The sequence below is a fragment of the Frankia sp. BMG5.60 genome, from assembly GCF_059428125.1.
In genome coordinates, this window is sequence record NZ_CM182091.1 from 688,842 (window position 1) to 702,745 (window position 13,904).

Genomic DNA, 13,904 nt, shown 5'->3' on the forward strand with positions numbered 1-13,904 from the left:
GGCCGCCAGCGCCTGCTACGGCGACGTCGGCCGCCCCGCTGGGCATCACCACGGAGCCCAGGACCTGATCACCACCGTGGCGCACCGGCGGCGGAGGCTCGCCAGCGGCGGTGAGACCTACGTGCGCCGCTCGGTGCCCGGGGCGACGACCGTCAGCGCGGCCGGTCTGCTCGCCGGCGGTGGGGACGCCGCCCGCGGGCAGGTGTTCGCCGTGGCGGACGTCGGCGCGGACACCGGCCGCGTCGATCCCGCCCGGCTTGTTGCCCCGTGGCTGAACGAGCTTGCCTGCTGGGCCGGGTACCGCCCCGAGGGTGCCCGGCCGCTGGCGGAGTGCGTGGTCCGCCTCGCCGCGCCGGAACTCACCGGCGACCAACTGGTCAGCCAGGCCGAGTTCGCCGCGATCGGCGGGATCGGCGCGTCGACCCTGCGCGCCTACCTCGCCCGCGGCGAGGGCGACGTCCCGCTGCCCCAGGCCAGCGTGGGCGGGCGCAGCGTCTGGTCACGGGCGGTCGCCGAGGACTGGGCCGAGCGCCGTCGGCGCTCGGATGACGGCGTGAGCGAGACCATCCAGGCGACCCGGGGCAACGCGACGCAGCCCCCGGGGATCATCGACGTCTGGAACCGCTACATCCGGATGTTCATGACGGGGCTGTGGGAGAACCCGAACCGGCGCCGGCGCTGGGCGCTGCGCTGGCGCACCGAGGCGGCCGTGCGTGACCTCGCCGAGGACCTCGGCTGGTATGTGGCGGCCGATCTCACCGGCGAGCGCCTGGTCCCGATGGCCGACCTTTCGATCACGATCCGCTACGCGATCCTCGACGAGTTCACGACCGGCAGGGAACTCGACGCCAGCTCCGCCAGCGTCGTCGACGGATACGAGCCCACCTTCTACGGGATCAACCTCCCGATCACCCGGACGCTCGACTGGCTCGTCCGCCACCGCCCCACCCTCGCCGCCTCCACCATCGCCTCGGTGATCGGCGAAGCCGAACGGCGAGGCATCCCCCGCCCCGTCAGCGAGGAGTCGATCCGCACCGCGCTGTCCCTGGACGGCACGCTCGACGCCGACAGCTACACCACGTTCCTCGAGCTCGTCCTGACACCAGCGGACAGCTGATCCACAAACACCGACCCGCGCGGGCTCGACCGTGCGGGTCGGTGCGGTGTCGTCACTGAGGTCGAGCGCGGCCGAACGTCATCCGTCAGGGCGTGTCTGCCGCGGCTGGGACAGTGGGGGCGCCGCCGTCCAGGCAAGGCGCTGGGAGGGGCAACCACGGGCAACCCGTCAGGCAACCCGTGCGCTTGGCGCTCGTAGTCGACCCCGGCGACCCACCGCGCCGAACGGCCGACACGCCCGGCCAGGGTGCCGAGCGCAGGGAGGCGGCCTCCGGACCGGCGCGCGGCGAACCCGTTCGCCGCGGCGCCGTGCGCCGGGCGGGGCGGCCATCGAACACCAGCGGAGATCAGCGGGTGCCCGCCGCTCATTGCCCCTTTCTGCCGTATCTCGGTGGCTCCCCCCGTTCGCCGTCCGCTGTGGGCCCGCGGTCGCCGGGCTGCGGATGGCGAGCGTAGTCACCGCCGGCCAGCACGGTGATCCCGCTGGCCACGGCGAGGACGATGACGGCGATCCGCCCGGCGGTGTCGTCGAAGATCCCACCGATGGCGTCGAAGATCTCCACGACCGCTCTGGCGGCGAACGCGGCCATGACGGCACGGACGAGGATCCGCACCGCGATCGCGGCCGTCGAGCGGCCCGGGCCCGTCATGCCCCACCCCGCCCGGAACGCGCCGCGCGCGTCGCCGCCCCGGCCCGCCACGGCACCCGCCGCCCCACGATCATCAGATCCACTGGATCATCCACTGTCCTCATCCCCTCGCGATCCCCTCGCGCCCCCGCCGGTCCGGCCGGCGTCCGGTTGCCCCGTCACCGGTGTCGGCGTGCCGCGGTCGTGCCGCGATGTGCCGCGATGTGCCGCGACGTGGCGGCGGTGCTTCGCCGACGGCGGGCGGGATATCGACGGCGGAAGCGGGCAAAGAGCCGAAGGTCAACGTCATCCGCGGGCCGTCAGGACGGCTGGAGGCGGCCGCGGCGGACGGCGAGCACGCAACGGCGAAGGTGTGGGGGTGGCATGCACGGCAAGGACAGCGCCGGGTTGGGGACGATCCGCACGGCGATCCCGGCCCGACTCGACCGGCTTCCCTGGGCCCGGTTCCACTGGATGATCGTCATCGGCCTGGGGACGGTGTGGATCCTCGACGGCCTCGAGGTGACGATGGTGGGCGCGGTGGGTTCGCGGCTCACCGAATCGGGCAGCGGGATCTCGCTGTCCGCCTCCGACATCGGCACGGCGGCCGCGATATACGTGCTCGGAAGCTGCCTGGGCGCATTGTTCTTCGGTCAGCTCACCGACCGTTTCGGCCGGAAGAAGCTGTTCCTGCTGACCCTCGGCGTCTACATCGTGGCGACGACGGCGACGGCTTTCTCGTGGACGCCGTGGTTCTTCTTCCTGACCCGGTTCTTCACCGGCGCCGGAATCGGCGGTGAATACGCGGCCATCAACTCGGCGGTCGACGAGCTGATCCCGGCGCGGGTGCGGGGCCGGGTCGACCTTCTCATCAACGGCTCCTACTGGCTGGGCTCCGCGGCGGGCTCGGCACTCACCGTGTTCTTCCTGTCCGAGCACATCTTCCCGACGGCGGTCGGCTGGCGCCTCAGCTTCGGCCTCGGCGCGGTGCTCGGGCTGGTCATCCTCGTCGTGCGCCGGCACGTGCCGGAAAGCCCGCGCTGGCTGTTCATCCACGGCCACGCCGACGACGCCGAACGGATCGTCGGCGACATCGAACAGACCGTCGAGGCCGAGACGGGCGCCCGGCTGGCCGCCCCGGACAAGCAGATCACCGTCCGCCAGCGCACGGTCATCCCGCTGCGGACGATCGCCTCGACGGCGTTTCGCACCTACCCCCGCCGCGCGGTGCTGGGACTGGCGCTGTTCGTCGGGCAGGCCTTTCTCTACAACGCGTTCACCTTCGATCTGGGCACGATGCTGACGACGTTCTACGGGGTCAGCTCGTCGGCGGTGCCGGTGTTCCTCGTCGTCTACGCCCTGGGCAACTGCGCCGGCCCGCTGCTGCTCGGCCGGCTGTTCGACACCGTCGGGCGCAAGCCGATGATCGCGGCGACCTACCTGGCCGCGGCCGCGCTGGCCGTGCTGCTCGCCGTGCTGTTCGCTGGCGGCGCGCTGACCGCGTGGACGTTCCTGCTGCTGGTGGCGGCCACGTTCTTCTTCGCCTCGGCGGGGGCGAGCTCGGCGTACCTGACGGTCAGCGAGATCTTCCCGATGGAGACCCGGGCGCTGGCGATCGCGTTCTTCTACGCCGTCGGCACGGCGGTCGGCGGCATCACCGGCCCGCTGCTGTTCGGCCACCTCATCGACACCGGCCGCACCGGACCGGTGATGGTCGGCTTCCTCGTCGGCGCGGCGGCGATGACCGTCGGCGGTGTCGCCGAGCTACTGTTCGGCGTGGACGCGGCCGGCCGTTCCCTGGAGGACATCGCCGCCCCGCTCACCGCCACCGCAGACAGCGCCGCTCCAGACAGCGCCGGTCCAGACAGCGCCACTGCAGACACCGCGGCCGCACACTCCGCCGCCGCACACTCCGCCGGCGAGGACGGCGGCGAGCCGTATCCCGACGAGCCGTCCCACCCGTCCGGCCCGGACCGGACCGGACGGCAGAGCGCGGCCCTGTCACCCCCCGGGACGGCCGGCTCCGCATAGCGGCGAGCACGTCGGCCGCCGTCGCGCCGTCCCTCGCTCCCTGGGGCGGGCATGCGCCGACGCGGGCGCACGCCCGCCCCAGGAAGCGCCCGCATCCGGTGGCGGAGATGCGGGCCACATCGACAGCTCCGGCGGCGTCGACAGGCGGCCGGCGGCGGTTGTCGGTCAGGGGCAACCACGTTCGGCTGCCCCTGGCCAGCCACGAGATGTACCTCCCCCCACGGGCCCCGCGGCGCGCCGCCGGCCGGACCGCGCACGCGGCCCGGTGGCGGACCTAGCGGGCCGGTGGCCCCGCGTCGCGCTGGACCGGCACCCGCACGCCGCCGGGCGGCGCCGATCGGCCGAGCTCGGTGAGCTCCGCCAGCCACAACTGGGCGAGACGCTCGTGGTTCGGCACACTGTCACTGGCCGCGAACGTGATCCCGATGCGGTCCCCGAGACCGAACAGCGCGACGGACAGGTGCTGGCGTCCGACGAGCAGCGGCCCCGTGCCGATCAGGTCGGTGACCCCACGTCCCGCGACGGCCAGCGGCCCGCGGATCGTGCGGGCGTTGGTCGCCACCATGGCCAGCTCCCGGGTGCGCCCCCCGAAGCTCGCCGCGTAGGACAGCATGCGGGGGGTGGCCCGCGCCGCCACGGCGGGGAAGTGGTGATGCTCCACCACGCCCATCCCGCCGTCCTTGAGCCGGCGGGTCAGCTTGGCGATGCGGGCCAGCCGCCGGGCCGGGTCCGGTTCTCCGCACGGCAGCGCGACCCGCACTCCCGAGGTGTAGTTCGACAGCACGTTCTGGTCGGCGGCGATGCGGATGCTGACGGGCATCAGCGCGTGGATGGGCCGGGAGTCCTCCCGCCACTCCGGAAACGACCACGCCCGCACCGCGCCGGCCAGGGCGGCCAGGTAGACGTCGTTGACCGAGGCGTCGTGGCGGCGGGCGACGTCCCGCATCGGCCCGAGCTCGGTGGTGATCCAGGTATGCCGCGCCGGACCCACCGGCTGGCCGCCCCAGGCGTCGAGGACGCGCGTCGGCGACAGGCAGCTCAGCCCCCGGCTGACGAAGCGCAGGTAGTCGCCGACCTGCGGACGGGGGATCGATGCGGGCAGCCCCAGGTCGGGCTCGTCCTCGCCGCCGAACAGCAGGTGCAGCGACCGGTAGAGGGCCGCGCCGTCCTGGGCGATGTGGCTGGTCCGGTAGACGACCACGGCGCCCGCGGTCCCGCGCTCGCACAGCAGGTAGAGCATCCACGGTTGGGCGCTGGTGTCGACGGGACGCCTGGCGATCCCGTCGATCGCGGCGCGGATGCGCCGGTCACCGATCGTGTCGCCGCCGATCAGACCGGCGACCTCGGCCGCACTCGGCAGCTCCACGGCGACGACGCGCTCGTCGACCTTCATCTCCGGGTCGCAGACCCAGTGGGTCTCGTGCACCGTGGAGCGGCGGTCGGCCGGGCGGACCGTGACCGTCTCCAGCCGGTCGGTGAGCATCCGCGCCCGCGGCGCACGCAGCCGTTCGGCGACGTGTGCCCGCAGGTCCGCCAGCTCCACCGGTCCGTCGAGGAACAGCACCGCGCCGACGTCCTGGTATTCACCGGGATTGAGCCGGTGGAAGGCGAGATAGGCGCGGTCCCCCGCGGTCAGCGGGCGGGCGAACGCCCGGTTGTAGCCGGTCTTCGAGACCGTGTCGAGGAGGGTCATCAGGCGCGCCCCCAGCCCGTCGCCGGGCATTGGGTGCAGGCCTTGACAACGCGATCGATAATGTTAGCAGATCGACGCACGGATGCGTCGTGGATACCTGTACCCATGTACCTGTTTATCCGCGGGCCGATCAGCCCATCCAGCCTTGTGTCGTACGTCTCCACACGGATGGGCAGAACGGGCGAGAACGATCCCGTCGGAGGGCACGAGCAGCAAGGGAAATGCAGGTGAGAGCGGGTCGGGCACGCTGCCGGCGCCGGGCCGGGACATCAACACGAATGGGCTACGGTGCTACCGCGACCGGGGTTACACGAATTCCCTCGATATTCGCGTGACAATTGCCGGAGTACCGATCGGGGACACCCGGGGATGAGGGATTTGGCCATCGTGGTGGTGCGCGGCTCCACGACGCGCCCCCGGTGCGCTGGGACTGCCTCTCGCCGTGGGACCTGCTGCGGCGGGACCACCTGGTGGAGCGGATCGCCGTCCTCGACTCCGCGCGCGAGCTCGGCGCCGGGTTCGCCACTGTGCACCCGGACAGCCGGATCAGGTACATCCTGTTCCACCCCGGCGTCGTGTCGACCAGTTTCTCCGGGGAGTACGACCAGGCCACTGCCGCGCAGGTCGCCGGGCTGAAGGTGACCGGCAAGACGGTGGCCCAGAGCGTCGGGCAGATCCTGCCCTGCCTCGACCGACCGCCGGCCGAGCGCCTGAGCGCCTTCGTGGAGGGCCGGCGCATCGACGTGAACACCCCGTACTTCGACCGCGACGAGGCGGCCCGGCTCCACGAGATCACCGAGAAGCTGCTCAGGACCTGATCCGCACGGGCGGATCGGCGGCGGGGCCGGCGGGGGCCGGCGGGATTTACTCCCCTGGGCGCGCGGTGCGCCCGGCCGACCCGGGCCACTCATCCGAGCTCGTCGCGCAGCTCCCACACGAAACGCTCCAACCCGGCGACGAAGGCCTCGGCCTCGGGCGCCGACCAGCCGACCAGGCGGCGGCCGAGCAGCTCGGCGAGACGCCGGCGCAGCAGGCCGACCACCTTCTCGCCGTCCTCGGTGAGGCTGAGCTGGGTGCCGCGGGCCTCCGGGTCGGGACTGCGCCGCAGCAGGCCGCCGGCCTCCAGCCGGCTGGCATACCTGCTGGTGCCCGACCGATCCAGGCCGATCTCGCGACCAAGCTGCACCGCGTTCGCCGGCCCCATCCTGGCCAGGCCGCTGAGCAGCGGATACGACGAGATGTCGAGGCCACGGCCGATCCCGGCGACGAGGTCGGCATACAGCCCGAGCCTGGTCCGCCGCTGGAGCAGCTCGCCGAGGGCTGCCTCGAGGCGTTCTCCGCGTTGCATCTCCACTCGCCCACATTAGCGTGCAAGTCGCACGGCGATCGGTGACGGGCTACGCGATGGCCGCCGCCGTCGCCATCCCCGGCACCGGGTGGGCCGTGCGCCGCTTCGGCGGACGCCAGACCGGATCCTCGGGGGCATCGAGCCAGGTCGCCTTCGCGCACACGTTCTGGCTGCTGATCGCCAGCCTCCTGGTCGGGCTGCTCCCCGCATTCGCGCTTCCCGGACGAGCCGCCGAGGATGGCTGACCCGGGGGACGGGCGGGTGTGACCGAACGCCGGGTGGGCGGGAATCCGGGGGCCGGCCGGCATCGTTACGCTGCCCTTGTGAGCGAACATTTCGACGTGGTGGTTCTGGGTGCGGGTCCGGGCGGGTACGTGGCCGCGATCCGCGCGGCGCAGCTCGGTCTGACCACGGCCGTGGTCGAGGAGCGGTACTGGGGCGGGGTCTGCCTGAACGTGGGCTGCATCCCGTCGAAGGCGCTGCTACGCAACGCCGAGCTCGTGCACACCCTCACCCACGAGGCCAAGACGTTCGGGATCTCCGTCGACGGGTCGATCACGGTCGACTACGGAGCGGCGTTCCAACGCAGCCGCAAGGTCGCGGACGGCCGCGTCAAGGGCGTCCACTTCCTGATGAAGAAGAACAACATCACCGAGTACTCCGGGCGCGGCACGTTCGTCGACGACCACACCCTGTCGGTCGCCGGCGCGGACGGCGCGACCAGCACGGTGACGTTCGACCACGCCATCATCGCCGCCGGTGCCACGCCGCGGCTGCTGCCGGGCACCTCGCTGTCCGAGCGGGTGGTCACCTACGAGCAGCAGATCCTCAGCTCCGAGCTGCCGCGCAGCATCGTCATCGCGGGTGCCGGGGCGATCGGCGTCGAGTTCGGCTACGTGCTGCGCAACTACGGCGTCGACGTCACGATCGTCGAGTTCCTCGACCGGGTGGTGCCGCTCGAGGACGCCGAGGTCTCCGCCGAACTCGCCAAGCACTACAAGAAGGCCGGCATCACCATCCTGACCTCGACCCGGGTCGACTCGATCGACGACTCCGGCGACACGGTGAAGGTCACCGTGACGGGCAAGGACGGCGTGTCGAAGGTGCTGGAGACCGACAAGGTGCTCCAAGCGATCGGCTTCGGGCCGAACGTCACCGGCTACGGGCTGGAGAACACCGGCGTGGCGCTGACCGAGCGCGGCGCGATCGACGTCGACGGCTACTGCCGCACCAACGTCCCGCACATCTTCGCCATCGGTGACGTGACGGCCAAGCTCATGCTCGCCCACGCCGCCGAGGCCATGGGCATCATCGCCGCGGAGACGATCGGCGACGCCGAGACCTACCCGCTGGACTACGTGATGATCCCGCGGGCGACCTACTGCCAGCCGCAGGTCGCCAGTTTCGGCTACACCGAGGCGCAGGCCCGCGACGCCGGTTATGACGTGAAGGTCGCCAAGTTCCCGTTCTCGGCCAACGGCAAGGCGCACGGCCTCGGCGAGACCGCCGGCTTCGTGAAGATCCTCAGCGATGCGAAGTACGGCGAGCTGCTCGGCGCCCACCTGATCGGCCCGGACGTCACCGAGCTGCTGCCGGAGCTGACCCTCGCGCAGCGCTGGGATCTCACCGTCGCCGACCTCGCCCGCAACGTCCACGCCCACCCGACGCTCGGCGAATCGGTCAAGGAGGCCCTCCACGGCCTCGCCGGCCACATGATCAACTTCTGACCCGGCCGGCCTCAGCGCAGCTGTGGCGGCTCGGCGGAAACGCCGAGCCGCTGCGTCCCGATCACCCTGAGAAGTTGCAGCGCCCGGTGCGTGGAAGTCCCGGGAGCCGCGCTGTAGAGGATGATCCACTGGTCGCGCTCGGGATCGTGCAGCGCGTCGCAGTCGAGATCGAGCCAGCCGACGTCGGGATGGTTCAACCGCTTGTGCGTCGAGCGCCGGACCCGCACCTCGTGTTCGTTCCACAGCCGGCCGAAGTCATCGCTGGCGTCGAGGAGTCGACGCACCAGATCGCGAATGCCCGCGTCGTGGGGGTAACGCGCGGCGGCGGCGCGCAGGTCCGCGACGGACTCACGGGCGAACTGCTCCGCGCTGGTCGCATCGTGACGTTGCCGGGCACCGGGACGGGTGAAGAACCGCCAGATCACGTTGCGGTCGGCCGGCATCACCGCCGAGAGGTCGCCCAGCAGCGCGGCAGCCATCGGATTCCAGGCGAGGATGTCGTATTTGGCGTCGCAGACCAGCGCGGGCGCACTGTCGTAGCGGTCCAGCAGGTGCAGGACGCCCGGACGCACCTGCTGCGACGGCGCGGACGACATCGGCGTGGACTCGCCGGCGAGGTGGTGCAGGTAGGCGCGTTCGTCGTCGGACAGCCGCAACGCCCGGCTGAGGGCGCCGAGTATCTGCCGGGAGGGCCGCGGCCCGCGTCCCTGCTCAAGGCGGATGTAGTACTCGACGGACATCCCGGCGAGCTGGGCGACTTCCTGCCGGCGCAGCCCGGGCGTACGGCGACGGTAGCCGGCTTCCAGGCCGACGTCGTCGGGCTGTAGCCGGGCTCGGCGATGGCGCAGGAACGCGGCCAGCTCGCCGCGGTCCACTTTTTCCATGGCCATCAGCGTGGCCTACCGCCGGTATCGGCACCATGGGATAGCCGATACCACCCTTGACAAGGCTCTCCCATGGCCCCGGTCCAGGCGGCACGGTGCAGGCATGACCACCACCCCGGCCACCAAGTCCCCAACCCCGACCCCGCCTTCGACCAAGAAGGTCGTCCTGGTCACCGGGGCGAACAAGGGCATCGGCCTCGCCGCGGCGGCATCGTTCGCCCGCGACGGGCACACCGTCTTGCTGGGCGCCCGCAACCCGAGCCTCGGCGGACCGGCCGCCGCGGCTCTCGCCCAGCACGGACTGGACATCACCTTCGTCCACCTCGATGTCACCGATGAGACGACGATCGCGCAAGCCGCGGCGTTCATCGACGCCGAGTACGGTCTCCTGGACATCCTGGTGAACAACGCGGGTATCACCCGTGACCGCAGGCGTCCGCCCTCGGAACTTCCCGTCACCGCGTTGCGGGAGATCTACGACACGAACGTCTTCGGCGTCGTCGCCGTCACCAACGCCATGATCCCGCTGCTGCGCAGGTCCCGCAGCGGGTTCATCGGCAACGTCTCCAGCGGACTCGGCACGATGGCGTTCCTGGCCAACCCCGACCCGGCGCTGGGAAGCTATGCCGAGCTGCTTGGCTACAACTCCTCCAAGGCTGCCCTGAACGCGATCACCCTCGTCTACGCGCGGCATCTGCGCGCCGCCGGCATCACCGTCAACGCCCTGTCACCCGGCTACTGCGCTACCGACCTCAACGGCCACACCGGCCACGACACCGCCGACGAAGGCGGCGCTCGCATCGCGGCCCAGGTGCTCGCCCGTCACGGGGAAGGCTCAGGGTTGTTCCTGAGCGAGAAGGGGGGCACCTATCCGTGGTGACCGCGTGGGACGGGGCCCCGCCGAATGCGGCGTCCCGCCCACTGCCGCGGTATGGCGCGGTTCCGCGGAACATCGGGCGTCGGGCTCGGGGCTGGTGGTCACAGGCAACCGCACCTCTGTGCCCTTCTGTGCCTGTCTGCACACGGAATCGAGCCGAGCACTCGTGCCACTTTTCGGCACGCCTTGATCACACGTAGACACGCGGCCTAACGGGCCCCGGCGCCCGCCGGTCGGCGCGGGCGGAAGATGACGCCGGGGGTGTCCGCGCCGGGGCGGACGTGGAAGGCCGCGCGGACGGGTTGGCCGACCTTCGCCTCCCCCGGCGCGACCCCGTCGAGCCGGCCGGGCAGCCGGATCCCCTCGTCCAGGGTGACCAGCGCGAGGACGTACGGCGGGCGGCCGGCGAAGGCGGGCACGCTGGGATGGCGGATGACGAGGTAGCTCTCGACGACGCCGGTGCCGGCCGCCGGCGCGAAGTCGGTCGGTCCCGCGCAGTGCCGGCAGCGTTCCGGACGCGGTGGCAGCCAGCTCCGGCACTCGAGGCAGCGGGACAGCACGAACCGGTCCTCGCGCAGCGCGGCCCACAACGGCCCGGTGCCGTCGTCGTCCTCGTCCTCGGGTGGTGGCCCGGGCGATACCGCGCGGTCCCCCTCACCCGCCGCGTTCCCGCCTGCCGCGTCTCCGCGCTCTGTGACTGCCGGTGCCGTCCCGGTCGCGGCTTCCCCGGAACGGTCTGCCACCACCGGCAGAACCACGGTCCGCGCATCATCGTCGAGGTCCGCCCCGGTCGCGGGATCGGCTCCCGCGGCCGCGCCGCTGTCCCCCGCGTCCGGGGAGTCCGCGGCCTCCCGCCGTTGCGTCCGGTCCGCTGGCGTCGGCGATGGCGCGCTCGGCCAATCCGCACTCGGCCAATCCGCACTCGGTGGCGCCGCACTCGGTGGCGCCGCACTGGGTGGGGCCGCTGTGGACTCCTCGGGGGTGTCGACAGTCGAGGGGGCCGCGCTCGGTGGGGCCGCCGCCGAGCCGTCGCGGGTGTCGGGGGTCGCGGGGGGTGCGGCGGTCGCGGGGGGTGCGGCGGTCGCGGGAGTCGGCGCGGTCGTGGTTGCCGCCGAGGGGATGATCCTGACCGACGGGATCCTGGTGGACGGGTGGATGGCGGGCGGGGAGCCGGCCGACGAGGGGTCCGGCGGGCGGGCGACCGGGCGAAGGACGCGCACATGGGGTTGACCGCTGATCATCTGCTCCGCACCGCCGTTCTCACGATCCCTCCGACTGCCGCCGGCGCCGTCGGGGCCCGTCCCCTCCGGTGACGAACGTCGCCGCGGCATCACCGCCCTGCCGGCGGCCGGCGCCCGACAACGCCCACCACACCATGGTGGTTCATCCGAAGGAGCTACGCCTCAAACCCGGACTCCCCGTACGAATCCGGTCGGGGAGGGATGCGGACGTACCGCGAGAAGGCCCGCGCCGGTGGCGGGCAGGCCGACCCGGTCGAACGCCTATCCTGGATCACAGGTCCCGGATCACACATCGTGGATCACGGTTGTCGGATCACGGATCACGGATTTCGGATCGTGTTGCGCCGCCGACGTCACGTGCGCCAGGGCCCGGGGCGGCCGGGATCACATCGGATACACCGCCCGGGTAGCGGCGTCCGGGCGGGCCCGCACCCGGCTGTACCTGAGCGGGCCGCGGGCCGGTGAGATCGCCGCGCTGGCCCATTCCCGACTGGAACCGCGCGTCCTGGCGGGTCCGGTGGGCGCCGCGAGCGCGCTGAAGATGAGTACGGCGAGCCTCTACAAGGGGCTCGCCGCCCTCTTCCTGCAGGCGACTGCGGCGGCGCAGCGGGCCGGGGTGCTCGAGGCGATGCTCGACGATCTGGCGCCGACGTTCCCCGCCCAGGTCGACGAGCTCGGATCATGGCTCGCACTGTCGGCGAGCAAGTCGGACCGCTACGTCGCCGAGATGCGTGAGATCGCCGCGACCCAGGCCGCCGCGGGCCTGCCGCCGGACCTGTTCGAGGCGATGGCCGTGGTGTGGGAGCGGGTCGCCCGGTCCCCGCTCGGTGCGCTGACCCCGGAGCAGGCCGCCGGCGTGACGGACGCCGCCGCGGTGATCCGCGCCCTCGGCCTGCCCGCGGCCGGGTTCCCGCCCGAGGCCTGAGACCCCGAGGCCTGAGACCCCGAGGCCTGAGACAGAGACCGAGACAGAGACCGGCAGGCCCGTCCCACCCCGGCGCCCGGACCCGCGACCCCGCGCGGCGGTAGGCGCACGACCTGCACTGCCCGCGCCGCGTCCACGGGGCGGCGCTCAGCCGGCGCCGACGAGGCGGGCGAGCTCGGCGGCGATCTCGTGCGGGTCGCGACCATCGGTGTCCACGACGTGCCCGACGCGGCGGTAGGCGTCGTCGCGGGCGGCGAACATCTCGCTCAGAGTGGTCAGCAGGTCCTCGCCGAGCCAGGGCCGGCCCTGGCCGCGGCCGACCCGCCGGGCCAGGGTCGTCGGGGTCGCCCGCAGGTAGACGACGCGACCGGCGTCGGCGATGCGGCCGAGGTCGTCGGGGTTGTCGGCGACGCTGGCCGCGATCCCGGCGACATACGGCGCCGGGATGTCGAGCAGGGCGCGAAGCTGCCGCGACTCCTGGTCGTGCAGGGCCGCGCGGCCCAGGTCGGCCAGGGCGGGCGCGTCGAGTCCGGTCCGCTGCTGGAGCAGGGCGTCGTTGTCCAGGTAGGGCCGGCCGAGCCGATCCGCGAGCGCCCGGCCCACCGTCGACTTGCCCGAGCCCATCAGCCCGACGAGGAAGATCCGCCCGGGGTCACTGCCGGGGACCCGCCCGCCGGCCGGCACAGACCAGGATGCTGACGACATACGACCCGTGTACCCGCAGCCTGGAACAGGTGAACACGGCACGAGGGCATCGACCGTGCGCAGTAGCCAAGGCCGGGCGTCACGGGCGAGATGCGACCAGGAGGACTGCAAACGGGTGACCGGCGAGTCCTTGTTATTCGTTCTTCCGCCTTGAATTCCGTCAAAGACACCCGTCCGCGACGCTTCCGATTGTGGTGCCAGATGCCCGGAGCTGTGTGCAGACATTCTTATTCAACGTCGGCTTGGCGCTGGCCGAACGGACTGGGGTAGCGTCCCTTCCGCGCCCTCAGCGCGTTCGGAAAATGACCGGAAGGGATCATCATAATGGCCCAGCAGGACCAGCAGCAGCAGCGCCAGCAGGTGGAGCAGCAGCTGCGCCAGAACTGGCGGCAGATCCGCTACCGCATCCTTGACCAGTTCGGTCAGGTCAGCACGGCGGACCTCGACGCCGCGACCGACATCGAGGACCTCGTCGCGCGCATTGCCGACAAGACCCACCACAGCGAGCGCTACGTCGAGAACCGCCTGCGTGAGCTGGCGGGCGTCGGTGGCGGCCAGGGCGGGGTTGGCGGCTCCGGCGAGCGCTTCGGCGGCGGCCAGCAGGGCCAGCAGGGCAACCTGGGAGGCCAGGGAAACCAGGGCCAGCCGTTCGGCGCCCAGCAGTAGCCTGTTAGCTCAGGCCGGCCAATCCCGACGCGCCGTTGGGTAGCCGGTGCGTCGCACAGTTT

Annotated in this window: 15 protein-coding genes; 9 read left to right on the forward strand and 6 right to left on the reverse strand. The window is 72.2% G+C overall.

The features are described 5' to 3' along the window. Positions 1 to 76 precede the first annotated feature (76 nt). The gene (locus tag AC5R91_RS02905; protein ID WP_495395535.1) at positions 77 to 1,117 is read left to right on the forward strand and encodes a helix-turn-helix transcriptional regulator; all 1,041 of its coding nucleotides are present in this window, start codon (positions 77 to 79) and stop codon (positions 1,115 to 1,117) included. A 364-nt stretch (positions 1,118 to 1,481) separates the two neighbouring features. Here the strand turns inward: AC5R91_RS02905 and AC5R91_RS02910 are convergent, their stop codons facing one another. Continuing rightward, a complete protein-coding gene (locus AC5R91_RS02910; RefSeq protein WP_495395537.1) occupies positions 1,482 to 1,766 on the reverse strand; it encodes a hypothetical protein in 285 nt (94 codons plus the stop codon). A gap of 363 nt (positions 1,767 to 2,129) precedes the next feature. On the opposite strand from AC5R91_RS02910, the gene AC5R91_RS02915 reads away from it, so the two are divergent. Then, positions 2,130 to 3,776, forward strand: a complete 1,647-nt coding sequence (locus tag AC5R91_RS02915; protein WP_495395538.1) for an MFS transporter — start codon at positions 2,130 to 2,132, stop codon at positions 3,774 to 3,776. A gap of 274 nt (positions 3,777 to 4,050) precedes the next feature. Here AC5R91_RS02915 and AC5R91_RS02920 read toward each other — a convergent pair whose 3' ends face one another. Continuing rightward, positions 4,051 to 5,469, reverse strand: coding sequence for a WS/DGAT domain-containing protein (locus AC5R91_RS02920; RefSeq protein ID WP_495395539.1), 1,419 nt, complete (start codon positions 5,467 to 5,469; stop codon positions 4,051 to 4,053). Positions 5,470 to 5,888: 419 nt separating this feature from the next. Here AC5R91_RS02920 and AC5R91_RS02925 point away from each other — a divergent pair, with 419 nt between their 5' ends. After that, complete coding sequence (locus tag AC5R91_RS02925) at positions 5,889 to 6,287, forward strand: hypothetical protein (protein ID WP_495395540.1); 399 nt, start codon at positions 5,889 to 5,891, stop codon at positions 6,285 to 6,287. Positions 6,288 to 6,376: 89 nt separating this feature from the next. Here the strand turns inward: AC5R91_RS02925 and AC5R91_RS02930 are convergent, their stop codons facing one another. Beyond that, a complete protein-coding gene (locus tag AC5R91_RS02930; RefSeq protein WP_495397885.1) occupies positions 6,377 to 6,817 on the reverse strand; it encodes a MarR family winged helix-turn-helix transcriptional regulator in 441 nt (146 codons plus the stop codon). A gap of 41 nt (positions 6,818 to 6,858) precedes the next feature. Between AC5R91_RS02930 and AC5R91_RS02935 the strand changes: the two genes are divergently transcribed. Next, positions 6,859 to 7,062 (forward strand): hypothetical protein, encoded by a 204-nt coding sequence (locus AC5R91_RS02935; RefSeq protein WP_495395541.1) that lies wholly within the window; start codon positions 6,859 to 6,861, stop codon positions 7,060 to 7,062. Between the two features lie 78 nt (positions 7,063 to 7,140). Further along, positions 7,141 to 8,544 carry a dihydrolipoyl dehydrogenase gene (lpdA, locus tag AC5R91_RS02940; protein ID WP_495395542.1) on the forward strand — a complete coding sequence of 468 codons (1,404 nt, stop codon included), beginning with the start codon at positions 7,141 to 7,143 and terminating at the stop codon, positions 8,542 to 8,544. Positions 8,545 to 8,555: 11 nt separating this feature from the next. On the opposite strand, the gene AC5R91_RS02945 is transcribed toward lpdA, so the two are convergent. Further along, positions 8,556 to 9,428, reverse strand: coding sequence for a helix-turn-helix transcriptional regulator (locus tag AC5R91_RS02945; RefSeq protein ID WP_495395543.1), 873 nt, complete (start codon positions 9,426 to 9,428; stop codon positions 8,556 to 8,558). Positions 9,429 to 9,531: 103 nt separating this feature from the next. Between AC5R91_RS02945 and AC5R91_RS02950 the strand changes: the two genes are divergently transcribed. After that, positions 9,532 to 10,308: an SDR family NAD(P)-dependent oxidoreductase gene (locus AC5R91_RS02950; protein WP_495395544.1), complete on the forward strand. Its 777-nt coding sequence runs from the start codon at positions 9,532 to 9,534 to the stop codon at positions 10,306 to 10,308. A gap of 206 nt (positions 10,309 to 10,514) precedes the next feature. Here AC5R91_RS02950 and AC5R91_RS02955 read toward each other — a convergent pair whose 3' ends face one another. Further along, the gene (locus tag AC5R91_RS02955) at positions 10,515 to 11,063 is read right to left on the reverse strand and encodes a Zn-ribbon domain-containing OB-fold protein (protein ID WP_495395545.1); all 549 of its coding nucleotides are present in this window, start codon (positions 11,061 to 11,063) and stop codon (positions 10,515 to 10,517) included. Positions 11,064 to 11,286: 223 nt separating this feature from the next. Here AC5R91_RS02955 and AC5R91_RS02960 point away from each other — a divergent pair, with 223 nt between their 5' ends. Both AC5R91_RS02960 and AC5R91_RS02965 read left to right on the forward strand, forming a co-directional pair. Next, positions 11,287 to 11,535, forward strand: a complete 249-nt coding sequence (locus tag AC5R91_RS02960; protein WP_495395546.1) for a hypothetical protein — start codon at positions 11,287 to 11,289, stop codon at positions 11,533 to 11,535. A gap of 552 nt (positions 11,536 to 12,087) precedes the next feature. Next, positions 12,088 to 12,471, forward strand: coding sequence for a DUF1932 domain-containing protein (locus AC5R91_RS02965; protein WP_495395547.1), 384 nt, complete (start codon positions 12,088 to 12,090; stop codon positions 12,469 to 12,471). A gap of 147 nt (positions 12,472 to 12,618) precedes the next feature. Here the strand turns inward: AC5R91_RS02965 and AC5R91_RS02970 are convergent, their stop codons facing one another. Further along, positions 12,619 to 13,155: a shikimate kinase gene (locus tag AC5R91_RS02970; protein ID WP_495395548.1), complete on the reverse strand. Its 537-nt coding sequence runs from the start codon at positions 13,153 to 13,155 to the stop codon at positions 12,619 to 12,621. A 345-nt stretch (positions 13,156 to 13,500) separates the two neighbouring features. On the opposite strand from AC5R91_RS02970, the gene AC5R91_RS02975 reads away from it, so the two are divergent. Then, positions 13,501 to 13,842, forward strand: coding sequence for a hypothetical protein (locus AC5R91_RS02975; RefSeq protein WP_495395549.1), 342 nt, complete (start codon positions 13,501 to 13,503; stop codon positions 13,840 to 13,842). Positions 13,843 to 13,904: the final 62 nt, after the last annotated feature.

What these genes read in the sequence shown, in the direction of transcription:
- AC5R91_RS02930 (WP_495397885.1), bottom strand. Translation starts at nt 6,817, where the DNA reads ATGCAACGCGGAGAACGCCTCGAGGCAGCCCTCGGCGAGCTGCTCCAG.
- AC5R91_RS02915 (WP_495395538.1), top strand. Translation starts at nt 2,130, where the DNA reads ATGCACGGCAAGGACAGCGCCGGGTTGGGGACGATCCGCACGGCGATC.
- AC5R91_RS02950 (WP_495395544.1), top strand. Translation starts at nt 9,532, where the DNA reads ATGACCACCACCCCGGCCACCAAGTCCCCAACCCCGACCCCGCCTTCG.
- AC5R91_RS02920 (WP_495395539.1), bottom strand. Translation starts at nt 5,469, where the DNA reads ATGACCCTCCTCGACACGGTCTCGAAGACCGGCTACAACCGGGCGTTC.
- AC5R91_RS02910 (WP_495395537.1), bottom strand. Translation starts at nt 1,766, where the DNA reads ATGACGGGCCCGGGCCGCTCGACGGCCGCGATCGCGGTGCGGATCCTC.
- AC5R91_RS02945 (WP_495395543.1), bottom strand. Translation starts at nt 9,428, where the DNA reads ATGGAAAAAGTGGACCGCGGCGAGCTGGCCGCGTTCCTGCGCCATCGC.
- AC5R91_RS02975 (WP_495395549.1), top strand. Translation starts at nt 13,501, where the DNA reads ATGGCCCAGCAGGACCAGCAGCAGCAGCGCCAGCAGGTGGAGCAGCAG.
- AC5R91_RS02965 (WP_495395547.1), top strand. Translation starts at nt 12,088, where the DNA reads ATGAGTACGGCGAGCCTCTACAAGGGGCTCGCCGCCCTCTTCCTGCAG.